The sequence below is a fragment of the Mameliella sp. CS4 genome, assembly GCF_019392335.1.
Classification (GTDB): Bacteria; Pseudomonadota; Alphaproteobacteria; order Rhodobacterales; family Rhodobacteraceae; genus Antarctobacter.
In genome coordinates this window covers 1-23,359 of record NZ_JAHXRQ010000040.1, presented here as the reverse complement: position 1 = coordinate 23,359, position 23,359 = coordinate 1, and the positions used below count along the sequence as shown (strand labels likewise).

32 protein-coding genes are annotated in these 23,359 nt (G+C 60.4%); 12 read left to right on the top strand and 20 right to left on the bottom strand.

Annotation, left to right across the window (positions count from 1 at the left end):
- Positions 1-262: 262 nt before the first annotated feature.
- Genes KZZ07_RS25380 through KZZ07_RS25370 form a run of 3 tightly spaced genes read right to left on the bottom strand, consistent with a single transcriptional unit; the run spans position 263 to position 2,104 of the window.
- Positions 263-694 carry a ubiquitination-like system serine protease family protein gene (locus KZZ07_RS25380; protein WP_219519326.1) on the bottom strand — a complete coding sequence of 144 codons (432 nt, stop codon included), beginning with the start codon at positions 692-694 and terminating at the stop codon, positions 263-265.
- Positions 691-1,872 (bottom strand): ThiF family adenylyltransferase, encoded by a 1,182-nt coding sequence (locus KZZ07_RS25375; RefSeq protein ID WP_219519323.1) that lies wholly within the window; start codon positions 1,870-1,872, stop codon positions 691-693. Before KZZ07_RS25375 ends, KZZ07_RS25380 begins: the two co-directional genes overlap by 4 nt.
- Positions 1,847-2,104 (bottom strand): multiubiquitin domain-containing protein, encoded by a 258-nt coding sequence (locus KZZ07_RS25370; RefSeq protein ID WP_219519321.1) that lies wholly within the window; start codon positions 2,102-2,104, stop codon positions 1,847-1,849. The genes KZZ07_RS25375 and KZZ07_RS25370 overlap by 26 nt, the downstream gene beginning before the upstream one ends.
- Positions 2,105-2,272: 168 nt before the next feature.
- Here KZZ07_RS25370 and KZZ07_RS25365 point away from each other — a divergent pair, with 168 nt between their 5' ends.
- The 4 genes from KZZ07_RS25365 to KZZ07_RS25350 are packed head-to-tail and all read left to right on the top strand — an operon-like array spanning position 2,273 to position 4,539.
- Positions 2,273-2,479 (top strand): ribbon-helix-helix protein, CopG family, encoded by a 207-nt coding sequence (locus tag KZZ07_RS25365; RefSeq protein WP_255564592.1) that lies wholly within the window; start codon positions 2,273-2,275, stop codon positions 2,477-2,479.
- Positions 2,476-3,072 (top strand): hypothetical protein, encoded by a 597-nt coding sequence (locus KZZ07_RS25360; protein WP_219519318.1) that lies wholly within the window; start codon positions 2,476-2,478, stop codon positions 3,070-3,072. The genes KZZ07_RS25365 and KZZ07_RS25360 overlap by 4 nt, the downstream gene beginning before the upstream one ends.
- Positions 3,073-3,095: 23 nt before the next feature.
- Complete coding sequence (locus KZZ07_RS25355; protein WP_219519316.1) at positions 3,096-3,617, top strand: helix-turn-helix domain-containing protein; 522 nt, start codon at positions 3,096-3,098, stop codon at positions 3,615-3,617.
- On the top strand, positions 3,607-4,539 hold the full coding sequence (locus KZZ07_RS25350; RefSeq protein ID WP_219519314.1) for an ImmA/IrrE family metallo-endopeptidase: 933 nt from the start codon (positions 3,607-3,609) through the stop codon (positions 4,537-4,539). Before KZZ07_RS25355 ends, KZZ07_RS25350 begins: the two co-directional genes overlap by 11 nt.
- Positions 4,540-4,557: 18 nt before the next feature.
- Here KZZ07_RS25350 and KZZ07_RS25345 read toward each other — a convergent pair whose 3' ends face one another.
- The 5 genes from KZZ07_RS25345 to KZZ07_RS25325 all read right to left on the bottom strand — a co-directional run bounded on the left by KZZ07_RS25345 (position 4,558) and on the right by KZZ07_RS25325 (position 9,019).
- Entirely contained in the window at positions 4,558-5,796 is a 1,239-nt protein-coding gene (locus KZZ07_RS25345) for a type II restriction endonuclease (protein WP_219519311.1), read from the bottom strand.
- Positions 5,783-6,250 (bottom strand): very short patch repair endonuclease, encoded by a 468-nt coding sequence (locus KZZ07_RS25340; RefSeq protein ID WP_219519309.1) that lies wholly within the window; start codon positions 6,248-6,250, stop codon positions 5,783-5,785. Before KZZ07_RS25340 ends, KZZ07_RS25345 begins: the two co-directional genes overlap by 14 nt.
- Positions 6,251-6,257: 7 nt before the next feature.
- Positions 6,258-7,502: a DNA (cytosine-5-)-methyltransferase gene (dcm, locus tag KZZ07_RS25335; RefSeq protein ID WP_219519294.1), complete on the bottom strand. Its 1,245-nt coding sequence runs from the start codon at positions 7,500-7,502 to the stop codon at positions 6,258-6,260.
- 202 nt (positions 7,503-7,704) lie between these two features.
- Complete coding sequence (locus KZZ07_RS25330; protein WP_370631256.1) at positions 7,705-8,331, bottom strand: hypothetical protein; 627 nt, start codon at positions 8,329-8,331, stop codon at positions 7,705-7,707.
- On the bottom strand, positions 8,321-9,019 hold the full coding sequence (locus KZZ07_RS25325) for a DNA-processing protein DprA (protein WP_255564590.1): 699 nt from the start codon (positions 9,017-9,019) through the stop codon (positions 8,321-8,323). The genes KZZ07_RS25330 and KZZ07_RS25325 overlap by 11 nt, the downstream gene beginning before the upstream one ends.
- 408 nt (positions 9,020-9,427) lie before the next feature.
- On the opposite strand from KZZ07_RS25325, the gene KZZ07_RS25320 reads away from it, so the two are divergent.
- Complete coding sequence (locus KZZ07_RS25320) at positions 9,428-10,615, top strand: MobA/MobL family protein (protein WP_219519291.1); 1,188 nt, start codon at positions 9,428-9,430, stop codon at positions 10,613-10,615.
- On the top strand, positions 10,612-11,127 hold the full coding sequence (locus tag KZZ07_RS25315; protein ID WP_219519289.1) for a hypothetical protein: 516 nt from the start codon (positions 10,612-10,614) through the stop codon (positions 11,125-11,127). The genes KZZ07_RS25320 and KZZ07_RS25315 overlap by 4 nt, the downstream gene beginning before the upstream one ends.
- Here KZZ07_RS25315 and KZZ07_RS25310 read toward each other — a convergent pair.
- Genes KZZ07_RS25310 through KZZ07_RS25295 form a run of 4 tightly spaced genes read right to left on the bottom strand, consistent with a single transcriptional unit; the run spans position 11,102 to position 14,256 of the window.
- Entirely contained in the window at positions 11,102-11,794 is a 693-nt protein-coding gene (locus KZZ07_RS25310) for a hypothetical protein (RefSeq protein ID WP_219519288.1), read from the bottom strand. The two genes, KZZ07_RS25315 and KZZ07_RS25310, sit on opposite strands and share 26 nt — an antisense overlap.
- Before the next feature lie 2 nt (positions 11,795-11,796).
- The gene (locus KZZ07_RS25305; protein WP_219519287.1) at positions 11,797-12,327 is read right to left on the bottom strand and encodes a hypothetical protein; all 531 of its coding nucleotides are present in this window, start codon (positions 12,325-12,327) and stop codon (positions 11,797-11,799) included.
- The gene (locus KZZ07_RS25300) at positions 12,324-12,668 is read right to left on the bottom strand and encodes a hypothetical protein (RefSeq protein ID WP_219519286.1); all 345 of its coding nucleotides are present in this window, start codon (positions 12,666-12,668) and stop codon (positions 12,324-12,326) included. The genes KZZ07_RS25305 and KZZ07_RS25300 overlap by 4 nt, the downstream gene beginning before the upstream one ends.
- Before the next feature lie 49 nt (positions 12,669-12,717).
- Entirely contained in the window at positions 12,718-14,256 is a 1,539-nt protein-coding gene (locus tag KZZ07_RS25295; RefSeq protein ID WP_219519285.1) for a type IV secretory system conjugative DNA transfer family protein, read from the bottom strand.
- Positions 14,257-14,413: 157 nt separating this feature from the next.
- Between KZZ07_RS25295 and KZZ07_RS25290 the strand changes: the two genes are divergently transcribed.
- Together KZZ07_RS25290 and KZZ07_RS25285 are read left to right on the top strand one after the other, a co-directional pair.
- Positions 14,414-14,686 carry a hypothetical protein gene (locus KZZ07_RS25290; RefSeq protein WP_219519271.1) on the top strand — a complete coding sequence of 91 codons (273 nt, stop codon included), beginning with the start codon at positions 14,414-14,416 and terminating at the stop codon, positions 14,684-14,686.
- A gap of 2 nt (positions 14,687-14,688) precedes the next feature.
- Positions 14,689-15,360 carry a hypothetical protein gene (locus KZZ07_RS25285; RefSeq protein WP_219519269.1) on the top strand — a complete coding sequence of 224 codons (672 nt, stop codon included), beginning with the start codon at positions 14,689-14,691 and terminating at the stop codon, positions 15,358-15,360.
- Here the strand turns inward: KZZ07_RS25285 and KZZ07_RS25280 are convergent.
- Positions 15,334-15,585, bottom strand: coding sequence for a hypothetical protein (locus KZZ07_RS25280; RefSeq protein WP_219519267.1), 252 nt, complete (start codon positions 15,583-15,585; stop codon positions 15,334-15,336). The two genes, KZZ07_RS25285 and KZZ07_RS25280, sit on opposite strands and share 27 nt — an antisense overlap.
- Before the next feature lie 757 nt (positions 15,586-16,342).
- Here KZZ07_RS25280 and KZZ07_RS25275 point away from each other — a divergent pair.
- Entirely contained in the window at positions 16,343-17,401 is a 1,059-nt protein-coding gene (locus KZZ07_RS25275) for a replication initiator protein A (protein ID WP_219519266.1), read from the top strand.
- Here KZZ07_RS25275 and KZZ07_RS25270 read toward each other — a convergent pair.
- The 5 genes from KZZ07_RS25270 to KZZ07_RS25250 form a co-directional block, all read right to left on the bottom strand.
- Positions 17,398-17,697, bottom strand: coding sequence for a chromosome partitioning protein ParB (locus KZZ07_RS25270; protein ID WP_219519264.1), 300 nt, complete (start codon positions 17,695-17,697; stop codon positions 17,398-17,400). The genes KZZ07_RS25275 and KZZ07_RS25270 overlap by 4 nt on opposite strands.
- The gene (locus KZZ07_RS25265; protein ID WP_219519263.1) at positions 17,694-18,359 is read right to left on the bottom strand and encodes a ParA family protein; all 666 of its coding nucleotides are present in this window, start codon (positions 18,357-18,359) and stop codon (positions 17,694-17,696) included. The genes KZZ07_RS25270 and KZZ07_RS25265 overlap by 4 nt, the downstream gene beginning before the upstream one ends.
- Before the next feature lie 127 nt (positions 18,360-18,486).
- On the bottom strand, positions 18,487-18,831 hold the full coding sequence (locus tag KZZ07_RS25260) for a DUF2958 domain-containing protein (protein ID WP_219519260.1): 345 nt from the start codon (positions 18,829-18,831) through the stop codon (positions 18,487-18,489).
- Positions 18,828-19,040, bottom strand: coding sequence for a hypothetical protein (locus tag KZZ07_RS25255; RefSeq protein ID WP_219519259.1), 213 nt, complete (start codon positions 19,038-19,040; stop codon positions 18,828-18,830). Before KZZ07_RS25255 ends, KZZ07_RS25260 begins: the two co-directional genes overlap by 4 nt.
- Positions 19,037-19,231, bottom strand: a complete 195-nt coding sequence (locus KZZ07_RS25250; RefSeq protein WP_219519255.1) for a hypothetical protein — start codon at positions 19,229-19,231, stop codon at positions 19,037-19,039. Before KZZ07_RS25250 ends, KZZ07_RS25255 begins: the two co-directional genes overlap by 4 nt.
- A gap of 756 nt (positions 19,232-19,987) precedes the next feature.
- Here KZZ07_RS25250 and KZZ07_RS25245 point away from each other — a divergent pair.
- Positions 19,988-20,791, top strand: coding sequence for a type II secretion system protein (locus tag KZZ07_RS25245; protein WP_219519252.1), 804 nt, complete (start codon positions 19,988-19,990; stop codon positions 20,789-20,791).
- A 40-nt stretch (positions 20,792-20,831) separates the two neighbouring features.
- Here KZZ07_RS25245 and KZZ07_RS25240 read toward each other — a convergent pair whose 3' ends face one another.
- A complete protein-coding gene (locus KZZ07_RS25240; RefSeq protein ID WP_219519329.1) occupies positions 20,832-21,371 on the bottom strand; it encodes a recombinase family protein in 540 nt (179 codons plus the stop codon).
- A gap of 207 nt (positions 21,372-21,578) precedes the next feature.
- On the opposite strand from KZZ07_RS25240, the gene KZZ07_RS25235 reads away from it, so the two are divergent.
- Positions 21,579-22,403 carry a type II secretion system protein gene (locus tag KZZ07_RS25235; RefSeq protein ID WP_219519249.1) on the top strand — a complete coding sequence of 275 codons (825 nt, stop codon included), beginning with the start codon at positions 21,579-21,581 and terminating at the stop codon, positions 22,401-22,403.
- Between the two features lie 464 nt (positions 22,404-22,867).
- Positions 22,868-23,143 carry a hypothetical protein gene (locus KZZ07_RS25230; RefSeq protein WP_219519246.1) on the top strand — a complete coding sequence of 92 codons (276 nt, stop codon included), beginning with the start codon at positions 22,868-22,870 and terminating at the stop codon, positions 23,141-23,143.
- A gap of 7 nt (positions 23,144-23,150) precedes the next feature.
- Here KZZ07_RS25230 and KZZ07_RS25225 read toward each other — a convergent pair whose 3' ends face one another.
- Positions 23,151-23,330 carry a hypothetical protein gene (locus KZZ07_RS25225; protein ID WP_219519245.1) on the bottom strand — a complete coding sequence of 60 codons (180 nt, stop codon included), beginning with the start codon at positions 23,328-23,330 and terminating at the stop codon, positions 23,151-23,153.
- Positions 23,331-23,359: the final 29 nt, after the last annotated feature.

Sequence of the window (23,359 nt, the reverse complement as noted above, 5' to 3'; positions counted from 1 at the left end):
CTCACAGACCGCCCAGTCATGGAATGTCACGCGGTATCGGTTTTTCATGGTTCTGTCCTTTCGTTCCGGCCGGTTCATTCCGGCGATGCGGTCCGAAAGGCGGGGGCAGAGGGCACGTCATGGCCCACACGGGAGCACAGCGAACGGAGCGGGCCGGCCATTGACGACGCGCGGCAGCGCTGCCCGTGTGCCGCCGGCAGACCGCAGCAGACGCCCGGAGTGAGACGGACGGGGAGGACAGAACCCGCAGCGAACCTGTTCGTTATGATCTCCGCAGGCCGATCCATCTGGCGAGACGTCCGAAGATACCAGGCCGATGCGCTGGTGCAGAATGAGTGACCTTCTGACAGGAGGCGTCGAAATACGCTGCTTTGGAGCGCACATCCTTTTCCCGGACTTTGGCGATCTGCTCTTCAGACATCTGCCCCGCCCACCGAACAGTATCTCGTCTGATCCAGTAGTGAGACTGGCAATCGAAACTCCAGTTCCCCACGGACGGGTCAAGTGACACTGTTTCCCCGTCGAAAGTGAGCTTCCAGTCTGTGGGGCTGATCGGCGTCACGACCTCCTGCCCGCAGCCGCACAGGCACTTGTGGACGGCGGTAGTAAACTCGATGGAAACGTACAGCACCTCGTCTTCCAGCGTCTCCGGGATCGCATCGACAAATCTGTGCTCGATACGTGTCGCCTTCATACCGCCCGCCCGATATTATCAATGACATTGCCGTCGATGGTGTAGTTACACGTCATTTCATCCTCCGGATCGAAGTAGAAGCCGCACAGCTTCTTCCACCGGATGACAGCCAGTGACGCGTTGAGGGCATTCAGTTCGGCAATCTGAATGTTCCGGGAATACGCCTGATCCACACCGGCATCGCCAAGCCCGACATGTTGCCTGAAATGGCTGCGCCTGTCCGGAAGACTGGTTGTCACGCGCACGATGCCCAGCAGCTGGTCGCCAGCCACCTGAACCCCCATGCCCACATCAATGAAGGGCTTGCCGCTTTCCTCCAGCCTCTCGACCACAGGCCGCTTTCCGGCACCGGAATCGACGCACAGAAAGACGAAATCCATTTCGTCGAGCAGCACAGCGTTGTCCTCGTCAAGAAAGACGGGGTGCTGAATGAGGCCTTTCCGCAAGGGATCATAGCGCTCCGCCCAGTAGCCGACCTTCTTCTTCGGTGAACTGATCTCCGAAAAACGGGCCGCGCCCGGCCCCCTGAAAGCATTGTGCTGGAAGAAGTCGTCTCCGTCGAAGAGATGGATTTCCTCGACCGGTGTCTTGGCAATCAGATCGAGCACATAGGAACCGGTTCCCCCAAGGCCGACAATCGCGACTTTCGCCATGCGAAGTTTCTCGGTGATCGCACCGATTCCCGCCCGCGTTGAGGCGGTATCCATGTAGCGGAACACCGAGGGAACGTCATCCGAAGCGGCAACAGCATAGGTCTGCGCCGTTGCTGTCGGGTCGAGTTTTCGCGCCGGAGATGAGATCATCTCAATGTAGGTCGTCATCTTGTGATGATAATCGCGATACCCGTCTTTCGGCTTTGCCGAAAAAGAGTGATCGACCACGAGACCGTCACCGAGATTCCGCCTGGAACCCGAATGTTCGATGTGCCGCAGCCTGGAGCCGGACTGGTCGCAGGGATGCTCACCAGCAAACATGGCAATATGCTGACGTGGCGGCGACAACGTGCGGTCGCCGCGCAGTTCCAGAACCGAGACCAGGTCGCCGCGTTTCACCTCGGCACGCGCGTTCACATAAGGCACATTCGAAACCACGAGGTGGCCGCCCCGGACAGCCACCTCATAGCCGTCCTTCTCCAGCGCTTTCAGGTCGTCGTTAAGATTTATCAGTCGCCGTGACATTGAAGATCATTCCTTTCTTCACTTTGACGGAACCGCCTGCTTCAAGAGAGCCTTCCGGCTTGTTCCCCTGCCCACGGCGATAGGTGATGGTGAAGCACACGAACTCGCCGGTCGGCGGGTTATCGAAGGCCAGCCGGACGATCTCGTCCATCGACAGATCGCCCTTTCCAACGGTCTTCTCACGACCATTGACGATGATCGTGACCTGCTTTTCCTGATTATCTTTCGGCATCTCAAACTCCTTTCTCAACCTGCGGGCAGCGACTCGCCACAAAGCCAGCCCACCAACTGCCGCACCATCATACTTATATATTTTTTAGCTATTGTCTAGCTATTTTTTGCTCGTTTATCGTTGACTTTTTAGCTTTACTTTGAGAATATGATCCTGTAGGAGGAACCCATGAAGCGGACAATGACCCTGAACCTGACCGACGCGGAAATGAGCGTCCTTGAAGCGCTTTGCGAGCAGAAGGGGCTGTCAAAGACGGCTCTCGTGAGACAAGCACTGCGACTGTACAAGTCAGTGGATGAACGGCTGGCGCGGGGCGACAAAGTGTTCGTGGAGAATGCTGACAAGTCGGAGAAAGCTGAGCTGATGGTCTTATGAAGGCCCTGCTCAACAGCTTTGAGTTACAGCAACAGCAGCTCGGCCGCGCGACACCGGTGCATCTGTATCGGGGTGCGGACCGCACCAATGCGGAACACATCGAGCGCGACTGGAAGCAGTGGTTCGCTCAGACTCCCGGCGCGCAGGATGCGCACTGGGAGTGGGACGAAAAGCTCTTGCGGGCAGAGAGCGATCCGCTTCTGTACGATGTTTTCGTCCTGGAAGCCGAGAACACGACACAGGCGGTCATGCTGGTGATGAAAGGGGGGCTGAAATGCTCCAGTCTTCACCCGGATCACCCCCGCGCACCACTCGTTTACATCGATCTGCTGGCAACAGCGCCGTGGAACCGCAGGACAAAAGCGGACCCGATACGGTTCAGAGGCTGCGGCCAGATGATGATTGGTGCGGCGGTGAGCCTGAGCTTCGATGAAGGGTTCAGGGGGCGTATCGGCCTGCACTCCCTCAGTGGTGCCGAAAGTTTCTACCGTCACAGAGTAAAGATGACGGAATTCGATCCGGACCCGAACTACCAGAACCTGCGTTATTTCGAGCTGTCGGAAGCGCAGGCTGCAGGATTTTTCAACAACTAACCACAAACAAAAGGAGGGCGACTATGAAACTTATGTTCAATCAGGAATGGCTGAACCTGCGCATCAAAGATGATGCAGGCGAAGCATGTGAGGTCGGAGCGCCCATCCATCGGGCAGCAGACTTTACCGCCGCAATCCATGCCGCCAGAGAAGAGACGGACAAAGCAGATAAACCCGCGCACAGGAAAGGTGTCCTTGGCCTTCTCGTTCTTCAGGTGCGCCGGCGCGACAAACTGACCGTTGCGGAACTGGCACAACGTCTCCGTGTAGATCCGGCGGAGCTTGAGGCGCTGGAAACCAACCCCGACTATGGGCCTCAACCCCGGACGCTTCACCAACTGTCCGGATACACGGAAATTCCAGCAACCAACCTGATGCGCCTCACCCCCGATGCGCATAACGTCAATGGTGATCTGGAAAGCGCAGCAATGAAATTCGCTGCCAGTTCGGATGATGTTTCCGACCTGAGCCGAACGGAAAGAAGGGGGCTGAATGATTTCGTGAAGTTTCTGGTCAAATACAAAGACGGACCCGATGTCAGATAACAGGCTGCTGATCGACCCCTATGCCGCACAGGACATTGACGAGTCCGTGAATCGCATACTGCGCGACCTCGGGAATCCGGAGCCGCCGCTGCGGCTCGAAGAGGTGCGTGAGTTGCTGCGCCTGGACCTGACCTACTACAGCAAAGCTGATCTGGATCTGCTTGACGAAATTTCCCACCGGGCAGTCATGGCGGGAAGCACCATTATGTCCAACGCAAAGCGCATGTGGGATGTGGTGACCAAAGTCGGCCTGCGTGGCCTGCTTGTTCCCGAGCAGCGCCAGATCTTCATTGACGACGATGTTCCCGATCTGAAGAAGCGCTTCCTGATCGGCCACGAAATCTCGCATGATTTCATCCCGTGGCATCGCTCCCTGATGATGGGGGACAACAACGAAACCATCAGCCCGATATGTCACAACACGATGGAAGCCGAAGCAAACTACGGCTCGCGTCGCCTGATCTTTCTCGGGGACCGTTTTGCGGCAGAGTGGCGGGATACCAGTGGCTTCGACTGGAAAAGGGTCAGCGCAATCGGGAAAACCTTCGGCAACACGCTGACCACCACTCTCTGGGAGCTTGTGCATTCAAGCCCTCCGGACCTTCCCGCACTCGGCATGATAAGCGTTCATCCGCGCCACAATGGTTTTTGCAAGCGGGCAGGGTCCGGGAAGGTCGCATATTTCTTTGGCTCCGGCAGCTTCAACACGCAGTTTTCGAATGTAACGAAAGAGCAGGTATTCTCGGAGATTTGCAGCTATGTGGGTTACCGGAAACAGGGGCCGCTGGGAGAAGGTGTACAGACGCTTGCGAATGTAAACGGAGAGTTGTTCGATTTTGAGTTTTCGACCTTCTGCAACAGATACGATGTGCTGACTTATGCGACCATGATCGGGCCTCACCGCCGGATTGTGGGCTTTTAGTAAGCTGAGGTCTTCTCACTACGGCCGACAGGCCCTTACATCCCCGATAAAGCTTTCCAACGTCACCAGGTCGCCTCGCACCGGTTTCGGGTATTTCTCGACAAGCCCTTCCGGCACGACCAGCTGCACCCCGGCCTCCCTCATCTGACGAAACTGGCTCTCCGACACTCCCTCCTGAAGCGTCAGCAGATGTTTGACGGGTATCCGGTCAGCCTCCCGCGCCACCTGTCGCCAACGGTCCTTGCAGGTAGTCTTGGCAGCCAGCAGGCGCAGACCTGACACCGGCCACGCTGCGTCATGATAGGCGGCCGCATTCGGAAACAGGAAATCCGGAATATTCCCGTGTTCGGTCTTCGGCCCCCACTCGAAGTCATCTCCCTCGCGCAGCCCTTCTTCCAGGAAGATAGCGCGGGCGTGCAGTTCCAGTGACCGGCCCGAGCGTGATTTTCGTCGCTGCAGGACCGTCTGCGCACGGGCAATGAATTCTTCCACCGTTGTAAAGCCGGCCCGGATGGCCGGAAGCTCGATGGCCTTCTCGATACTGAGGAACAGCTCATACTCGCATTCACGGCGGCGCAGCAGGCGCTTGTCCGGTGTAAGCGAGGCATCCGAACGCATCTCGACCGCCTTGCTGATGATGTCCAGGCCGGTCGGGTAGGCCGTGCGCCAGGCTTCGGGCAGCTCGTCCGGCTCCAGGTGACAACTGGCGCGGTACTCCCGCTCCGGGAACCGGTCGGAACGCCGCATCTGTCCGGGTTCCCAGACCAGGTACATGCCCGGCTCGACCGGGCCGGTACGTTCCTCGATCAGGTCTTCCTCGATGGCGCTTTCACACACCCAGGCATGCGCGGTTGTCGTGTTGCCGGCGGGCTCGCGAACAAAAGAAAAGACAGCCAGCGCACCGGTGTTCTCGGGGTCCTGCAATGGCGTTCCCGCGAAGCGGGTGATGCGGGCTTCATCGCGCGGATTGGCCGGTCGGGGAACCTTCCAGTATTTGTTGTTGTACCAGATGGCGCGCACCTCGCTGCGGACATCATGCGAATCCACATGCAGCGTGAAGAAGGCATCCAGGTTCTCCCGGGGCGGCTGCTGATCCATCGTCGGAAACAGCTCGAAAACAAGCGGCTTCGGAGCATATACGCCCGCCTGATGCCCGCCGGTCTGGCCGGTATCGTTCGCCGACAGGCGTTTGACATACCAGACCCGGTCAGGGCCGGTCTGCCCGTCCAGCCAGTCGGCAAGATCAGCCAGCGCCATGTGTTTCCCCCCGGATTTCCGCAGAACCGGCACCACCGGTCAGCCAATTGACAGTGCGGGACTCGACTTCATCAAATCCGATGCGTTCCGGCCCCTTTGCCGCGCATTCCCAGACGGTCAGCACGCGCCAGCTGGTTTGCGCCAGGGCGGCTTTCACCCGCACATCACGCTCCCGGTTGGCCTCGATTTTGGCCCGCCAGAAATCGGTCCGGGTGCCAGGCAGGCGAAACAGGGCACAGTCATGGCCATGCCAGAAGCACCCATGCAGAAAGATAAGGGCCCGATACCGGCGCAGCACAATGTCGGGACTGCCCGGCAAGGACCGGACATTCTTGCGGAACCGGAAGCCACGCCTGTGCAGCGCACTGCGCAGACGAACCTCCGGCTTCGTGTCCTTGCCCCGGATACCGCGCATCATGCGGCTGCGGGTAGCGCTGTCCACAATGTCCGCCACAGCGGGCCTACGCGACCTGCTGGGGTGTAACCGGTGCAGCCGGGGTCTCGTCCCGACGCAGGGCCTCCTGGAGGTGAGGCTGCATATGTCGGGCAACCGCCTCGACGGCCGGCACGACCACGGCGTTACCGAACTGTTTGTAGGCCTGGGTATCGGACACCGGAATCCGGAACGTCCGCTCCGGACTGTCGAACCCCATCAGGCGCGCACATTCCCTGGGCGTGAGCCGGCGGGGCCGGCCGCCTTCACGCTCTACCAGGATTTCGGAGCCGTCCTTGTAGTAACGGGCAGACAGGGTGCGGGCCACATCATCCGGACCGACCAGCCCGAAACCGAAACCGTTGCCTTTCGCCCGGTGCTTGGCCGCATAGTCCTGGAGATACTGCCAGAGTTTGTCCGACAGAACGTACTTTTCGCTGACACTCGCAATATTGGCCCCGGTATAGGGCGGCTCCGGTGCTTCGGTTCCGTCTTCCGGGTGCAGCACAGTGTGCAGCTTGGGGCCGGACAGCGGGTCCGGCATGTCAAAGTTGTCGAACGTGAATTTCGTAGGGTCGCGGAACCCGACGATAAAAATGCGCTCGCGGTGCTGCGGCACCCAGGGCTTGGCGTCGATGACGCGCCAGTCAATGTGATACCCCAGCTCTTCGGTCAGCACGTTGCGGATGACCTCGAATGTGCGGCCCTTGTCGTGACTAAAGAGGTTTTTCACATTCTCCAGGAGAAAGGCCGCCGGCTGGTGGTCACGGATGATTTCGGCCAGCCGGAAGAACAGCGTGCCCTGGGCATCGCAGGCGAAGCCATGCGGACGCTTGAGCGCGTTCTTCTTGGAAACCCCCGCAATCGAGAAAGGCTGGCAGGGGAACCCGGCCAGAAGCACATCATGCTCCGGCACATGTTCCGGAAGAACAGCGGTAATGTCGCCGGCAATCTCGTGTTCATCCGGGAAGTTGGCACGGTAGGTCTGCTGACTGAACCGGTCCCGCTCGCAGGTAAAGACGCAACGGCCGCCGATAGCCTCGAATCCGAGTCTCAGGCCGCCGATTCCGGCGAACAGGTCGATGAACCGGAAGGAGGTGCCGCCGCTGTCCCGGGTTCGGATATACTGCTGCAGCGTCTCCAGGACAGCCCGGCGGGGGCTGGCCTCTCCGGTCTCCCAGCGGTAGGCGGTGCGCTCGCTGAAGCCGGTGCAGACAGCCGCTTCGGCGACACTGAGACCGGCCTTTTGCCGGAGTTCGGTAAACTGGTTCATATGCTCTCTCACGGGGTATTTTTCTGCCACCCTGGCAATCTCTGTCACCGTGCACAACAGAAATGAACAAATTGCGAACAGAAATCCGGCATACCAGGGTTGGTGATGCCCGGCAGAGACACATACCGGATGTGGTGGCCAGCCTGACGCAAGGGAAGCAGTACGAAAGGCGCGGACTATCCGGGACCGGCTGGTCCCGGCATCATGGTTCGCGGTGGCTCTTGCCGGAAGGGTAGCTCGTGATGACCCCGACTACCGGATCGAAAACTGTGTCGATGTCTTCGACAAAGCCATGAGTACGCATCATCGCAAAGATGCGGATGGTGCTGAAAGGAAACTGCTCCTGTAGCAGCTCCGCACAGGCCGCTGTAGTACGGCCCATCGTCAGAACGTCATCCACCAAGGTAATCTGTTCCGGAGCAAACATGTCGGCATGCACGCGCAGGCTTTCCCGGTGCTCGTGAATGAGAGGGCGCTCCCCCTGACCGGCAAAGGCCGATTTCGGCACGGCCGTAACACGTTCGACCAGCGCTTCGACGTTACCGCCATATCCTGCGCCATGCAGGACATCCGAGATAACGCGTGACGGCCAGAGCGCATCCTCACGCAGCGGGGCGCTGCGCGGTACAGGCACCAGAGTCACAGAAGGATTGAGGAATGGCTGCAGCACGGCCGCAGCCGGCTCTTCCAGACGCGGAAGCGCCCGCTCGATCTGCGAGACCCGGCCCGCTTTCAGCGCACTGCATATCGTCCGGGAGCGGACGGACGGCTCGGCCGTGCCGCGCGGCGAATAGTTGGCGAAGGTCGCGTAAGGAAACTCAGAAGGCACTGACACTCGCGGCGGTGAAGCCCGGAATGTCGTGCAGAACGTCCGGCATATCCTCGCGGCGCAGTATCTGTGCCCCGTAGCCGATCATCTCTTTCGGCCAGGTAAGGTCAGGGTTTTCAGCGACACTCTGCATCAGGAAGACCATGCGTCCGAGGCGCAGGGCCTCCCAGCCCTGATGGCGGGTGCCGCTGTTCTCGCCGGCCTCGATGATGACCGTCGCATCAGAAATCAGCGCCATCGTCCGGTTGCGCTGCGGGAAGTTGGTGCGGCGGGCCGGCATGCCCTCCGGGAACTGGGAAATGGCCAGGTGGCCGGCCTTGATACGCTCCAGGAGGTCACGGTTTCTTGCCGGGTAAGCCTGCGACAGGGGGGTGCCCAGCACGGTAATCGTGCGGCCACCTTCCGCCATCGCGGTTTCATGAGCCACCGTGTCGATACCTTCGGCGAGGCCACTGACGACAATGATGCCTTCCGCGACCAGCATACGGGTCAGGGCACGGGCACGGGCCATACCTTCGGGAGACGGTTTGCGGGTTCCGACAATGGATACACGCCGCCCCCCGGACAGCAGCGAGGCATCGCCGGCAAGATACAGCCCCTCGGGCGCATACTTGGCCTCGAAGCTGTTGAGCTGGCCGAACAGTTCACTGGTACGGACTGCCTGGTTTGTTGCGTGCATCTGTGGCATACGCCTTGTTCCTCTCCCCTGAAGATAGCGAAAGCTGAATCCCCCGGCCAGCGGGAATGGCAATCCGTCCCCAGACCGGAGCTAGGGGGCTTCGCCCCCCGCGCGGTCAAAGGGTGGGTGCTCGCCATGCTCGGATGCTGACGCATCCTGCGCGTGGCTCCGCTCCCGCTTCGCGCCTTTGCCCTTGCTACCCCCACCCTCGCCGGGAGGCAGGCCGGCAGGATGACCTGCCGGCTGCGATCATTTTCCCGAACCTCAGAAGGTTAAGATTCCGTGACGGCGGCACCTTTTCGTTGCGGGGTGTGCACAAAATGGGTAACATTTTGTATAAGTGCACACTTGTCTCTATCAACGGTAGCAGGGTGCGGCAACGGCAGGCAGCAGGTTCACTGACTGAGGGACTCGCTCATGGCGATTTATCACTGCCGGCTGAAGGTCACGGGACAGTTTGTCCGCCCGACAGGCGGAGCGCCTGAAGGTGCGACCAGGCGGTCTGCGGTAGCGGCCGCTGCCTATCGTTCGGGGGAACGGCTCTGGGACAATGAGCAGAGCAAGTGGTGCGAGCGGAACACCGCCCGCCAGCATGAAGTGGCATACACATCGGTCCTCGCGCCGGAGGGCGCACCGGACTGGGTGTATGACCGGCAGCAACTGTGGAACGCGGTCGAGCGGAGTGTCCTGAACCGGGACGGCTCGACCCGGAAGCCACGGGTGAACAAGGACGGCAAGATGGTGAACGAGGGCGCGCAGCTCTATCGCGAATGCGAGGTCTCCATCCCGCGCGAAGTGTGGGAGGCGGACCGCGCATGTGCCATCGGTCTCGTGGAAGACTTCGCGCGCGACCAGTTCGTCTCGGACGGCATGGTTGCCGATATCGCGATCCATGACAGCGATGCGGCGGACGGGCACAGCAACGTCCACGCCCATATCATGCTGACCATGCGCCGGCTGGAAAGCGATCCTCAGCGCATCGCAGCCGGCCACTTCTTCGAGAAGAACCGCGAACGGGACTGGGACTGTCCCGCCGATCTGACGCAACGCATCTCCTACGCCAACAAGAAGCGCGACGGCGCACTCGAACGGTTCGGGAAAACCGGCGATGCCGCCGCCGGCCGCGAGGCGGAACACTGGCAGGCACAGCGCGACGAACTCGACGCGCTGCGGCCGGTGAAACGTATCCGGCGTGCATGGCAGGACGCGGCCAATGCGGCCCTGCAGGAGACCGGCAGCGCTGCCCGCGTCGATCACCGGAGCCTCGCCGCACAGCGTGCGGAAGCGCTGCAGCGGGGTGACATGGCGAAGGCGGCCAGCCTCGACAGGGAACCCCTGCCCCGCCTGAGCCCGATCGCCAAGCATATCAGGGAGAAGGCCGGTATCATCGCCGACCGTGCAAATACCTACTGGGCCATGAATGCCCGCCGGCAGTTCCGGCAGGTGGCCCATGCCATGCAGGAGCTGAACCGCGGCAACCGCATGAAGGTCTTCCTGAACGTCACGCAGGTGATGCAGGATATGCTGGATGACTGGCGGGAAAACCGGTCGCAGCGGGCGATGGTGCCCACAGTGCGGCTGCGCGAAGAGGATATCGACCGATGAGCGGCAGCGACGATTTCCGCAAGGCCCTCGGCATCGGGCCGGAAAGCACCCCGGGCTTTCGCGACCGTGTCGCCGGTGACAACCGGCCGGAGCCGGCGAAGGCCATGCAGTTCGCCGGAACGGAGGGCTACCGGCCTTTCGGCTACATGCCGCAGGGCACCGATACCTGCGAGCTGATCTGGTATGACACCATGCGCCAGGAAGCCCGTGAGGGCACCTTCTGGCACTACAAGACGCTGATGCGGGTCGGCTATTCGGAGACGGACCCCGCACGCGGCGGCATGGCGCTGGTGCTCTACCTCGCGGACGTGAACATCATGATAGAGGGCTATCACCTCTACCCGCTCATGGACCGGCTGCGCAGCTATGAATGCGGGCTTATCGAGCAGTACAGCCCGCACCGGCACGCCACCGTGTCGCCCGAACAGCTCATCGAAGACGGGGAAACGCTGGTCCGCTCCGTCACGGTCGATCAGGGCATGCTGTTCACATCGAAGGCGGTGAAGAACTAGCCTCAGTCGGAATGCGCTGAAGTAGCCGCGACAGGTGCAGGTCGAGAACCGGATCGTGTACCGCGCACTCATCGAGGCGTTTGCGTAGAAAAGACAATGTGACCCGGGCCGTTTCATCAGTGATCGGCTCGGGGCATTCCCGGTCGATGATGCGAAGCTCCGCGTCGATCATATTGACGATTTCGCTATGATCTTCGCCCGGTTTCAGCGCACGTGTTGTCTCGGCCAGCGTCGTAAGACTGCGGGTGAGGGCCTTTTCGGTTCGTGCATCTGCCATCTCAGCCGCCGCAGCTTTTCGCGCTGCTTCAGTTTCCTCGGCTTCACGTTGTCGCTCGGGATTGACGAACCTCTCCCGGTGAGCCTCAACACGCTTCAGGACTTCTCGTAAATGATTTTGTATTTTGTCGTTGAATATCTCGTGCGCAGCGAGGAATTTTAACTCTTCAAATAAATCATCGTCATTGTAATATTCAACAATTCTGACTTTTCTATGCTTGGCCGTAAGCCGCCAGTAGCGTTTATCTTCAGGATCGGTGGCCGCATCGAATTTCTTCTGAATGAATTCATCCGCATGCTTCTCGGCTTCTTTATCATTGGCTCGCTTAACGATGACAATCAGAAAAATGACAACGCCAATACCAAGCGCCCAGGACACCAGGGTTTCCATATCTACCAATCCAACAGATGCGGTTGCTGGCCGGGCTTGATTGCTGTCAGTGTATCGACTGCATGCTGTTGCACCTGCATCGCCGCCTGGTCCAGCTCTTCCAGCTCGTCTGACACTTCGCGCTGACGTTTACGTGCGTGCAGGCGGATCGTCTGCGTCACAGCAGGATTCAGGAGCGCATCAGATAGTTGTCTTTGCTCCTGTAACAGACCTTCCTGGTGAGCCTTGAGCATCGCCATCACCTCACGGAAGGTTTCCTGAATCACCTCTATTTTGATGCGGTGGATGCCATCAGCGACTTCGATCATACGGAGCAGGACCTCCTTCTGCCGCTCCCGATGCCGGTCTTGTAACGCCGCCTCGGTCCTGAAGCGCTCGCTTTCGGCCGCAACATGCAGGGCTTCGCGCCGAAGTCTTTCTCGCTCCAACGCAATTTCAGACTGCCTGCGCGTGTCCATCTGCCGCGAACGCGCCGCGGTCTGCATCGCGTTGACGGCTGCCATGAGTACCGGCAACGGTATCGCCATCATCATCCCTCCTTTTTCTTTGCTTCTTCCGACAGGCCGCGCAGGACCAGCTGATGCAGTTCCGGCGGCAGCCGGGCAGCCATTTCCGGGAATTCGGCATCGCTTTCGTCATGGATGGGGTTGCGCGGATACTCCACCAGCGGCACCGGCCGCAGCCGTTTGACGGCGCGGGTCTGCATCCACGGCGCATAGCGGGCCGTCCGCCTGTTCCGGGCATAGGCTTCGGCCGCGTAGCTGAGGGCGGTAATACCCACCACGACCAGGAACACGGCCGCCACGCCGCGCATGTCGAAGCCGGATGTTGCCAGGAAGGCGAAGAACCCAAGCGCGATGAGCGTGCGGGTCACGTTGCTGCCGAACAGGCGGGCCAGTATCCGGGGAATGAAGTCCAGCCCCCTACCCTCCCGCCTGGTCAAAGGAGAGGGTGATGTAGTTGCGGCCGCGATTACCCTCGAAACGGCGGCCGGACTGGTAGAGCAGCCCGTCCACCCGCAGCCCGTTCTGCGGGCCGCCGGAGCGGATCGTCCCGAATTCCGCCGGCTGGATGTCCAGCTCCATCTGCTCGGACACGGTCTGGTTCATCGAATAGCCGCTGGACCAGCTGATGCCCCGGTTGGTGCCGGCGGAACTTCCGGCATTGCTGCTCGTGCTGTAATGACCGCCGCTGCTGCTGATACTGGTGCCGGTGTTCCAGCCGGAGGATGTGCCTTCGCTGCCGCCCTGGCTGTCGCTCCAGCCGCGTGACTCGCTGCGACGCAGCTGCAGGTTCCGGCCGATCATCTCGGCCGCCATCTCGTTCGTGTTGCGGTCGGCATTGCGATGGAAGATCTGCGTCACGAAATTCGCAAGGAAGGCCATCGTCGCGTCGCGCGGGCTCGATCCGCCGATGGTCGCGAAATAGTTGGAAACCGTCTGGGTCAGATAGACGGTGCAGGCGCGTGCGCTGCGCGCGGTCGTCTGGAAATGGATGTCGTAGGGCGTGATGAAGAACTGCGCCTCGTCGGCCCAGCAGAAAACCGGGCGCGGCGATGTCCGGATGTCGCGGCGCTCCGTCGCGACCTGCCACTGATACTTGAAGATGTGCTGCGCCAGCAGGCCGGCTTCCTTGTGCACCTTCTCGGGGAAGTCGAGCACGATGATGGCCCCTTCATGGGTCAGCTCGGGCACCAGTGTCGTGCTGGTGCCGAACAGCTCGTGCATGCGTCCCTTGAGCAGCGGGGCCAGCTGGCTGGTCAGGGTCGTGACCAGGTTGGAGCGGGTCCGGTTGTCGAGGCGGGCCAGATTGTCCCGGAAGTAGTTCAGCACCACGCGCTGGTCATGCGCCGGCAACCGCCATGCCGGCGCACCGATCACCTGGCGCAGGGTCTTCAGACAGAAGCTGCTCTCGATTTTCGCGTCATCCAGAAAGTCCGCCGGGTCGGCCGGCGCGGTCAGGATGCATTCCATGATTTCCGAGAGGCGCAGCCGCCCCCAGGCGGACCAGACCGCGTCAATCGTGTGCGACAGCATCTCCCGCGGCGCACGCCGCCAGAAGGCCGGCTCGTTGCCGCCCTGCCCCTTCAGGGCATCGCTGCGCTCGGCGGCCTCGGCCGTCTGCATCAGCAGGTGTACGATGTTGCCGGTATCGAGCCGGCCCTGCGCATCGGAGGACACGGTCGCCTGATAGTCGAGAAAGTTGAACCGGTACGGGCCGTCCGGATGAAAGCGGATCAGCTGATGTTCACGGCCGGCACGCCGGGCATAGTCCCGCCAGAGTTCATATTCGCCGGGCTTGGCGCAGAGCACGATGCCGCCCATGCCCAGACGGAGATAGGTCAGGGCGAGTGCCCGGCCGCTGCCGCTGGTCTTGCCGGACCCGGTGCCGCCGAAAATGTGCACGCCCTCATAGGCATGACGCAGCAGCCACTCGTCCCTGCCCTGTTTGCCGTCGAGCATGAGCAGGGGAGCATCGTCTGAATCAATGAACGGCACCGCCTCCGGAATCCGCGCCGGAACGGGTAAGTTTGCCTGTTCCCTCCGGTGCAACATTGGAATTCCGGCTCTGTCCCTTCATGGTAATGGATAACAGGTGCAGATTACGGGGACTATACAGATGGCCCGAAATGACCGTGAAAACCCGGATGCCGGCCGCAAAATCGGGCCCTCGGCCGGAGATATCCTCCGCGATGCGGCCAACGATATCCGCCAGACCTGGGAAAAGGTCACCTTCGACCGTGAATTGCCGGGCACGCCACAGCAGGGTGAGCAGGCGGACCTGACCGGCCGCGGCTCCGACCTGTTCCGCGAGTTTTTCGGTGTCGGGCCGGAAGAGGACGACCGGACAGACAGCCGGGAACAGGATCGCGGGCAGGATATCGGGCGCTGAGCATGCGCGACCCGTTCGAGGACCAGCGCACCGACAAGCTGCATTCCGGAGCCGGCGATTACCTGAAGGCACTCGGCCGTGCCTGGAAGGAAGGCCGGCGACAGCGCCGGCAGGGACGGCCGCCACCGACCGAAGCCGATCTGAAACGCCTGGATGAGGAAGAGCGGTCCCGGGCACGCGGCGGGGCGGATTATGCGGTGCATGTCATTGCGGGACGGGTCGCGGAACACCGGTTGCGCGGCTTCGGACTGGTCACGGACAAAGGTGCCTGGTTCATCCGCGCGCACCGGAAAGAGCGGCCGCCGGTCGGTTTCGAGGGGTCGTTCGCCCTGACCGGGGGCAAGGCCATCTGGCTCGCGGGCTATCCTGACGATGAGGGCGAATGGCAGGCGGCGGAACGGACCTGGCGGCAGCTGCTGGGCCGGTCGGGATGGTTCGGCATTCCGGCACTCGGCCTGCTCTTCGTGGTGATGCTCGGCCTGACTGCCCCGACCGAAAGCGGATTGCCCTGGCATGCGGATGAGGAACGGCGCTTTTTTCTCGGCCTGTTCTCGGTCCCGCTGGTCATACTGCTCTGGTATTGGGCGCGCCGGGCCTGGCGCATCCGCCGGAATGAAAACGGGCTGCGCTATCAGCTGAGCCGGTTCTCAGAAAATCGCCGCGCCCAGTTCTGAAATCAGCCGGAAGGGTATCAGTGCGATATCCCGCACGGGCGCGTAAGCCTCAGCCAGCCGGGTATCGAAGAAAGCATCTGCTGCGAAGAGCAGCAGATGTCCGGGAACCGCCAGAAAGAAGGCGAGCCCGAAGAAGGAAATCAGTGCGTTGATAAGAGTACGCCGCCGGTGTCCGGGCGGCGGAGGGATTCGTTCATGCACGGTTTCGTATTCGTAAATCGGCATCGGACCCGTCTTTGAACAGTTGACGCGGGCTTAGTTTATCCCGACCTGCGGTCTGTTCAAAGACGGACAGGGACCGGACCCGGTGTAAAGAGCCCGCAGCGATGCTGCGGGCCCTGAGCGGTAACACTGTCTCTTTCAGTGTAACCGGTTGAGGACATTGGTGCAATTTTATTGCGCAGGGCCCGGTGTTGTTCCCTTTCCTTCCGGAGCCGCCTTCGCCTGAGACCGGTAAGGCAGGCCGGCGGGTTCACGGCAAGGGCGCGTAGCGGGAGCGGAGCCACGCGCAGCCGTCTGCGGCGAGCATGGCGAGCACCCACCCCTTGCCGGGGTTCCGTCGGTCGGCCAGGTCTCTTCACAGGCGAAGAGCGGCGGGAAGGAGTGAGGGAACGGCTCCCCTTTCCTTCTGGTGAGCCTGAGCGAACCTTCCGTGAGCAGGCGCGGATGCGCCTGCGAGAGGGCCCGGGAATCCGCCGTGAGGCGGATGCAATTTTTGGCCGCGCTTCGCGCGGCCGGACTTCAGGATGAAGTTATCCACAGCCAGAGAGTGTTAAACTGGTGTTATATATAGGGTTAAGCGAAAAAATAGGGGTGTAAGACATGGAAAACTAAGAAGGAATCCGGAAGGGGCGTGTGTAAAATCACGAAAGAGCGTGTGCAGAGTCACGAAGATGCGTGTGTAAAATCACGAAAGACAGCGGGGTGTGGGTGAAGTCACGAATCGGATTGACGGCGTGGGTGAAATCACGAAACTGGGGGCATGGTGGGTGAAATCACAAAAGACCGGTCGCCGCTGCTTCCTGACCGCCAGGAACAGGGGGATTTCTTTGTCTGCGACATCTTCGATGCCGCGCCCAAGGGTGACATGGCCTCGATGGCGCACCCTATCTTCTCGCTCTCGACCAAGCCGGACCACCGACGCCGGCGGTATGAGAGCGGCGCGAACTATCTGGAAGTGAAGCCGGCCTCGGAAGGGCTGGCGACGATTCATGACCGCGATGTGCTCATCTACTGCATCAGTCAGATTATGGCCGCGCTGAACGAAGGGCAGAAAGTGTCCCAGACGGTGCGGGTAAAGGCATATGACCTTCTGAAGGCAACGAACCGTGTGACGGACGGGCGGGGCTATGAGGGCATGCGTGCAGCCCTGGCACGTCTGCAGGGCACGCAGATTGAGACGAATATCGTCACCGGCGGGCAGGAGCAAATCGACATTTTCAGCATCATCGACCGCGCGCGCATCGTGCGCGAGACGCGCGACGGACGGATGCAGGAAGTGGAAATCAAGCTGTCTGACTGGGTGTTTAACGCCATCCGGCATCAGGAAGTGCTGACACTGCACCGCGACTATTTCCGCCTGCGCAAGCCGCTGGAACGACGCATCTATGAGCTGGCGCGCAAGCATTGCGGCCGGCAGCCGGAATGGAAAATCGCCCTGCATCTTCTGCAGGAGAAATGCGGCTCCAACTCGACCCTGCGCGAGTTCCGGCGGCTGGTGCGTGCGATTGCCGACCAGGACGAGGCGCACGGACACATGCCGGATTATGCGGTGCGCCTCGATGACGAAGACCGTGTCGTCTTCCGCAACCGTCAGAGCATGCCCCCTGCCCTTTCAGATGAGCTGCAGGACGACCTGCCCCCCCTTCCGGGCGATGTCTATGGCGAGGCGCGTGGCGAAGCGCCCGGCTGGGATGTCCATTATCTTGAACGGGAGTGGCGGCGCTGGTGCGCGAAAGAGGAAATTGCGCCCAAACGTCCGGACGCGCATTTCCTGAAATTCTGCCGGAGCTGGTACGAACGGCGCGGTGCGCCGGCCTAAAGGCCGTGCTTCCCGCGGTAGAGCTGCCAGGCTTCCTCTATCAGCACCCCCTGCGTCACACCGCGCCGTGTGGCTTCGGCCGCGATCTCTTCCGAATATTCCGGCAGCACCTTGGCATGCACCTGACCGGTGCGTGGACTGGCCGGCCGGCCCCGCTTCTTTTTCGGGGAGCGGTCCACAAAGCCATGTGCGTCCCCTGCCCTGTCGATTTTCTCCACGTCGCGGGCCGTGGCGGTTCCCTTGCTGCGGCTCTTCAGGCCGCCGACATTGACGCTGAATGCAGGCTTGTCACTCATGCCGCTTCCTCCGCGCTCAGGCGCGCGTAGACGGCCTGCGCGAATTCCGAGGCATTCTGCAGCGCGCCTTCCATGCGCCCCTGCGCAGGCATACCGCGCAGATCGCCTCCGAACTCGAACAGCGCCGAGAAAGCGGCGCGTTCCATGAGCGCCGGCTCGATAATATCGACACCCTGCTCCTTCAGGCTTTCCTCGATGCCGGTATGCTGTTTGGATCGTATGGCGCGCGTCATGGTGAAGACGACCGCGTGACGGATATCACGGCCGAGCGCTTCTTCCTCTTCGCCAATCAGCGACAGGGCGCGCACGCCGATAGTGGCGTCCAGTGTGGTCGCGCGCATTGGCGTGATGACCAAATCCGCCTGTGAAATGGCGCGCGAGACAAGCCGCGAGGCCACCCCTTCAAGGTCCACGATAACGACACTGCCGTCCGTGTCATGGGTGCGGATGGTTTTGATGATGCCGGCCTCGCCCACGTCCGACAGGACGCGGATGCGTGGCGGCAGCGGGGCGCGTTCGGACCACAGGGTCACAGACCCGTTGGGGTCGCAGTCGAGCATGGTGACATCCGCACCGGCATGGGCCAGCTCGGTGCCCAGCAGTACGGCTGTTGTGGATTTTCCCGCGCCTCCCTTGGGGGAGGCAATGACGATGACCGGCATGGCTGCTTCTCTGCTCGTTATGATTATCCGGTGTTTACTGTAACCGGGTTTATCTTAAAACCCAATAACTTTATTTACCGGATAATTTCACTTACCGGGTATTATCAAATACCCGGTAAGTTTGTCGTCAGACCATGATGCGGCCGGCGGCGGATGCCTCGCGGGCATAGGCCGACAGCGGCCTGTCCGCCCCGAACCACTGGTCACGCTCGACCGGCAGGCCAAGGGGACCGCGCACGGTCTCCAGCTCTGCCAGGGCAACGTATCCCAGCTCGGCGCAGCCTATGCCAAGGTCACAGAGACCGAAGAGCAGGCCGTCCTCCGGGTCCAGTTCGCTGAGCAGCCAGGTTGCCTGTGCGTCCGGCGTGAAGAGCTTCACGACCGGGGGATGATCGGCTTCGCCGTCGCGGTTGCTCCGGTAATTGGCAATGAGCCGTTCCCGGAGCGGGGCAGGGATCAGCGGGGCACTCATTGTGCCTCCTCCGCCATGAAGTCGCAGGCGTCGCCCGTATGGCCGCAGCTGCAGCAGCGGCAGGCGGATTCCGGCGTCCATTCGCTTTCGCCGCAGAGTTCTTCGCCGTGAGCAGTCAGCCTGGCGGGCACTTTGACGACGATCTCGACGGCGCTGTCCCGGCCGCATTGTGGACAGGACAGGCCATAGACTTCGCGCAGGCCGCTCATTGCGCCGGCTCCTGCCGTTCGCGCAGATACAGCGTGCCGTCCCAGGTGACGGGCACGGTATCGAGGCGGATGCGGATACCGTCATCGCCGGACCAGGCGGCTCCGATGGTGTGATAGGCATGGCGGGTATTGCCGTCTTCGCCCGTATAGCTGCGGGCCCTGAAAACGACGTTGTGAGTGGGTCGGGACATGGTGTCCTCCTTCCTTTTGGTGAGGACGGCGCGCCCTTCGCACCGTCTGCCTCCCGGAAAGCGCGGCGGAACCGGCGCTGTCGGCCGAAGGTCCGGCCTGCGCAGCAGAGTCCGCAGCCGTGTAAGGCTGGACAGCCCGAGCCGGGCCGGCGCGTAAGGCAGGCAGCTCCAACAGGTGCGAAAGGGCAGGGCGGTCTCAGACCGGAATCGCGGGGAAAGACCCGGCGCTCATCAACGGTGTATGCGGATTACATGAAATCTTGGAAAATGCCGTTATTCTGGCCTACTCGGTCTCCAGCCACCCTTTCGATTCACCGGTGAATACACCGTCTGCTCCGAACTGACCGGCAATGAAGTAGCTTTCGCCAGAGGAAACATGGGCGTCCTGCGCACACGATCCCGTCTCCGACATAACAACAAAGCGGTCTCCTGCGTGAACTCCCCGCCCTGCATCAACGACCTGTACCTCTGACACTCTCATTCTGTCATGTTCAGAAACTCTCGTTTCCTTAATCACTACTCTGGCTACCACCGGCTTTTCCGACAGATGTTGCGGAAGCTCATCGAAGAACGTCTGAACATGGAGGGGCGGCCCGAAACATGCAGAGGCCGATAATGAAAATGCATAGAAAATAAGTATAAGAATTGTAAATCGCATTCCCTAATTATAGGGAAAATATAATCATTTGCACTAAATTTTGTTAACAGATGGGACGGAAAATGTTATCCTTGCTTATTAATTAAATTGGTAAAAACATGGTATATTCGGAAACCTGTCGTTCAGACAGCAGACTAAACGGCTTTTCACTGGTCGAGCTGAGCATCGTGCTCGTGATCCTCGGCCTGCTGACCGGCGGTATCCTGACCGGGCAGAACCTGATCCGTGCAGCGGAGCTGAGGAAGCTGACCAGTCAAATCCCCACATACCAAACGGCAGTACGTACGTTCCAGGATAAATACTTCGGGCTTCCCGGAGATTTAGCCAACGCAACAAGGTTCTGGGAAACCATGTCGTCGGGAACGTGCCCGAATGCGACCGGCGGAAATGGGACAGAAACATGCAATGGTGATGGTAATGGCCAAATTAATAGCGCAGGAAGTGCCAGTCAGACCGTAGAACTATACCTGTTCTGGCAACATCTTACCAATGCGGGACTGATTGAAGGGCAGTATACGGGAATAGCCGGACCGGAAGATAATGATCACGCGGTTCCCGGAGAGAATGTTCCCATCACACTCAACAATGCAGGATTCTCTGTGGAGTTTATCGGACCAGTCACAGGGTCCGCAGGGTTTCCTGACGGCGATTACGGCAACATTCTGGAAGTGGGCCTTCCGGATGTCGGCTCCGGGACCGCAGACGGAACTGATGTTCCGTTTATTTCAGCACCGGAGCTTTGGAATATTGATAAGAAGCTTGATGACGGGAAGCCGCATTCGGGCTTTATTATGACTTATAAACACGCCATACGGTCAGCCTGCGTCTCTGCTTCTGCTCAATACAATACTGGATCAGAGATAAAAAATGCGTGCAACTTTTTTGTCAGAAAGATTTATTGATACAGACTTGATCTGACCGAATTCTTTCAAGACGTGGGTATCACGCCCGCCGCACGGTCTTGGTGCTGACCCTGAACAGGGCGGCGATGTCGGGCAGGGGTCGGTGCTCCACGTCGCGCATGCGGCGCACCTCGATTTTCTGATCTTCGGTGAGGGCAGGGGGCCTGCCACCAGTGCGGCCGCGCTTCTTCGCCGCTGCCAGCCCCTCGCGGGTGCGCTCTGAGATACGCTCACGCTCAAACTGGGCGATGGAGGCGAAGACGTGGAAGATGAGCCGGCCGGCGGGTGTCGTCGTGTCGATGTCCTCAGCCAGCGACCGGAAACCGGCCCCGCGTTCGCCAATGGCTTCCACGATTTCCAGCAGGTCGCGCAGCGACCGCGCCAGGCGGTCATATTTCGTCACCACGATGACGTCACCGGCGCGCAGCTGGTCGAGCAGGCGGTCCAGCTCGGGGCGGTTGCGGACAGACCCGCTGATACGCTCGGCGAAGATGCGCTCCGCGCCGGCCGCCGTCAGGGCGTCGGCCTGGGCGTCGAGCTTCTGGTCTTCAGTCGAGACACGGGCGTAACCTAAAATCATGCCCATAGCGTGACAAAAACCTCCCAAAACGGCAAAGCTTTTGTCCGGGGTTTTAGTCCCGCGCAAGTCATTGGTCCGCCGTGTGTGTCCCGGAAGGGACAGAAACGACCGTTTGTGTCCTGACAAGGACGCTTCTTCTAACACAAAACGGGCTTAACGATTTCTTAACGTGCCTTGCGGTAACATTATTTCGTGCAGGGAGATTTTATGACGAAAGGCTTTTCCGTATTTGTCGGGTCGAAACAGTCGCAGGCAGGATTCTCACTGGTCGAGCTTAGTATCGTGCTCGTCATCCTCGGCCTGCTGACCGGTGGAATTCTGACCGGACAGAACCTTATCCGTGCGGCAGAGATGCGCAGTGTCATCACGCAGATACAACAATATACGACAGCGGCCATGACGTTCCGCGATAAATACTTTGCCAATGCCGGGGATATGCCTAATGCGACGGATTTCTGGGGCGTTAAAGGCGGTACGGGCGATGATGATGCATGTTATTCGGTCGTTGCAACCGGAACAGAGACCTGTAACGGAAATGGTGGCGGCTGGCCGGCAGGTGTTGGCGGGGCCGTAGCAACAGCTCAGGCTGAGCGTTTTCTCTTCTGGCAGCATTTGGCGAATGCCGGCATGATTGAAGGCAGCTATACCGGCGTGACTGATAGCAGCAGTGATGCCTATGTTACGACTGCAGGCGTAAACAGTCCGCAGGGAAAAATAGGCAGTAGTTATTTCGGCATCAATGGAGGAAACTCTTTTGGAGGAGGTACTGACAGTTTTATCGCACCCGGCGGTTTGTTATTTACACTGCGCCAGAATCAGGGCGCGAATAATTCCCGTTCGCCTCTTTATGCGGAAGAAGTCTGGAATATAGACAAGAAACTGGATGACGGCAGGCCGGGAACCGGTCGTGTGATGACCCATAAAAACGGGTCACCGGAGGCACCGGGCTGTGCAACCACCGATGACGAAAGTACCGCGGAATATGCCGTTTCCTACACGGCAAACACTTGTCACCTGCGCATTATCCAATAATAGCTTTCACTAATCACTTCCGGGCCGGCTTCCATGAAAGCGAAGCTCCCCGCATTTATGAGCTTTTCCGCGGATTACTGTTCTGCCATTTGCGTAGCCGTCTTGACGTTTTTCTAACAGGGCGCTGAAAAACTCCGGCCTCGACTGGCGAGGTGCATAGTTACCCCACTCTGGCGCGATCTCGTGGAGCTGATCGTTTTCGCCCGAGCCCAGGCACGATCAGCTCGGCGAAGTCTGGCGTTCGATGACGTTTATCAGCAGCCTGCTAATACCAGGCGGGTACCCTGAACAGGGCGCCGATATCGGGTAAGGGCGCTGCCCCGGAGAGGCCGCGCTATAGTCAGTTTATCAGGCTCCCGATCACGCCGGTTTGTCTGAGAAAAATAACCAAGGCATGAATGGCCTCCCTCTGGCTGATGCTAACGTCTATTACATACAGGGCGCAGCCGCCGGAGGACTCCGCTTTGACAGAGACGACAACCCGCAAGAGCTTTTCCTGCACTTCAGACGGTGAGGCCCTGCTCGCCTGGCTGAGGGAAGTCTGCGACCTGCAGTCCGATGCGGATGTCCTGCGCCATGCGTTCTCAACGCTGGCCGACCTGGTGGCGGCAACCGGAAACGGGGACGAGGTGATTATCCGGTCGGCGGACGGGCACGAACGGGTCTACAGCCCTGTCTGCAGCGGCGGCGATGTCACCCCGGAGGAACTGCGCAGGATGCTGCATTCCGTCCGGGGATGACCGGCAGCTAGGCTGCCGGCTCCGCCTCCCAGCTGTCCGTGCCGGTGTTTCTCACCCGGGCAATATCAGGCCCGTCGCGATAGACCTGCTCCTGTGCCAGGGCGATAGCTTCGTCCGCATGCGCGGCCTCGACATGCAGCTCACAGACCGCCCAGTCATGGAATGTCACGCGGTATCGGTTTTTCATGGTTCTGTCCTTTCGTTCCGGCCGGTTCA

Excerpts from the sequence above, each read along its gene's own strand:
- KZZ07_RS25380 (WP_219519326.1), bottom strand. The coding sequence starts at position 694 with ATGAAGGCGACACGTATCGAGCACAGATTTGTCGATGCGATCCCGGAG.
- KZZ07_RS25375 (WP_219519323.1), bottom strand. The coding sequence starts at position 1,872 with ATGTCACGGCGACTGATAAATCTTAACGACGACCTGAAAGCGCTGGAG.
- KZZ07_RS25370 (WP_219519321.1), bottom strand. The coding sequence starts at position 2,104 with ATGCCGAAAGATAATCAGGAAAAGCAGGTCACGATCATCGTCAATGGT.
- KZZ07_RS25365 (WP_255564592.1), top strand. The coding sequence starts at position 2,273 with ATGAAGCGGACAATGACCCTGAACCTGACCGACGCGGAAATGAGCGTC.
- KZZ07_RS25360 (WP_219519318.1), top strand. The coding sequence starts at position 2,476 with ATGAAGGCCCTGCTCAACAGCTTTGAGTTACAGCAACAGCAGCTCGGC.
- KZZ07_RS25355 (WP_219519316.1), top strand. The coding sequence starts at position 3,096 with ATGAAACTTATGTTCAATCAGGAATGGCTGAACCTGCGCATCAAAGAT.
- KZZ07_RS25350 (WP_219519314.1), top strand. The coding sequence starts at position 3,607 with ATGTCAGATAACAGGCTGCTGATCGACCCCTATGCCGCACAGGACATT.
- KZZ07_RS25345 (WP_219519311.1), bottom strand. The coding sequence starts at position 5,796 with ATGGCGCTGGCTGATCTTGCCGACTGGCTGGACGGGCAGACCGGCCCT.
- dcm (WP_219519294.1), bottom strand. The coding sequence starts at position 7,502 with ATGAACCAGTTTACCGAACTCCGGCAAAAGGCCGGTCTCAGTGTCGCC.
- KZZ07_RS25325 (WP_255564590.1), bottom strand. The coding sequence starts at position 9,019 with ATGCCACAGATGCACGCAACAAACCAGGCAGTCCGTACCAGTGAACTG.
- KZZ07_RS25320 (WP_219519291.1), top strand. The coding sequence starts at position 9,428 with ATGGCGATTTATCACTGCCGGCTGAAGGTCACGGGACAGTTTGTCCGC.
- KZZ07_RS25315 (WP_219519289.1), top strand. The coding sequence starts at position 10,612 with ATGAGCGGCAGCGACGATTTCCGCAAGGCCCTCGGCATCGGGCCGGAA.
- KZZ07_RS25310 (WP_219519288.1), bottom strand. The coding sequence starts at position 11,794 with ATGGAAACCCTGGTGTCCTGGGCGCTTGGTATTGGCGTTGTCATTTTT.
- KZZ07_RS25305 (WP_219519287.1), bottom strand. The coding sequence starts at position 12,327 with ATGATGATGGCGATACCGTTGCCGGTACTCATGGCAGCCGTCAACGCG.
- KZZ07_RS25295 (WP_219519285.1), bottom strand. The coding sequence starts at position 14,256 with ATGCTCGACGGCAAACAGGGCAGGGACGAGTGGCTGCTGCGTCATGCC.
- KZZ07_RS25290 (WP_219519271.1), top strand. The coding sequence starts at position 14,414 with ATGGCCCGAAATGACCGTGAAAACCCGGATGCCGGCCGCAAAATCGGG.
- KZZ07_RS25285 (WP_219519269.1), top strand. The coding sequence starts at position 14,689 with ATGCGCGACCCGTTCGAGGACCAGCGCACCGACAAGCTGCATTCCGGA.
- KZZ07_RS25280 (WP_219519267.1), bottom strand. The coding sequence starts at position 15,585 with ATGCCGATTTACGAATACGAAACCGTGCATGAACGAATCCCTCCGCCG.
- KZZ07_RS25275 (WP_219519266.1), top strand. The coding sequence starts at position 16,343 with ATGGTGGGTGAAATCACAAAAGACCGGTCGCCGCTGCTTCCTGACCGC.
- KZZ07_RS25270 (WP_219519264.1), bottom strand. The coding sequence starts at position 17,697 with ATGAGTGACAAGCCTGCATTCAGCGTCAATGTCGGCGGCCTGAAGAGC.
- KZZ07_RS25265 (WP_219519263.1), bottom strand. The coding sequence starts at position 18,359 with ATGCCGGTCATCGTCATTGCCTCCCCCAAGGGAGGCGCGGGAAAATCC.
- KZZ07_RS25260 (WP_219519260.1), bottom strand. The coding sequence starts at position 18,831 with ATGAGTGCCCCGCTGATCCCTGCCCCGCTCCGGGAACGGCTCATTGCC.
- KZZ07_RS25255 (WP_219519259.1), bottom strand. The coding sequence starts at position 19,040 with ATGAGCGGCCTGCGCGAAGTCTATGGCCTGTCCTGTCCACAATGCGGC.
- KZZ07_RS25250 (WP_219519255.1), bottom strand. The coding sequence starts at position 19,231 with ATGTCCCGACCCACTCACAACGTCGTTTTCAGGGCCCGCAGCTATACG.
- KZZ07_RS25245 (WP_219519252.1), top strand. The coding sequence starts at position 19,988 with ATGGTATATTCGGAAACCTGTCGTTCAGACAGCAGACTAAACGGCTTT.
- KZZ07_RS25240 (WP_219519329.1), bottom strand. The coding sequence starts at position 21,371 with ATGATTTTAGGTTACGCCCGTGTCTCGACTGAAGACCAGAAGCTCGAC.
- KZZ07_RS25235 (WP_219519249.1), top strand. The coding sequence starts at position 21,579 with ATGACGAAAGGCTTTTCCGTATTTGTCGGGTCGAAACAGTCGCAGGCA.
- KZZ07_RS25225 (WP_219519245.1), bottom strand. The coding sequence starts at position 23,330 with ATGAAAAACCGATACCGCGTGACATTCCATGACTGGGCGGTCTGTGAG.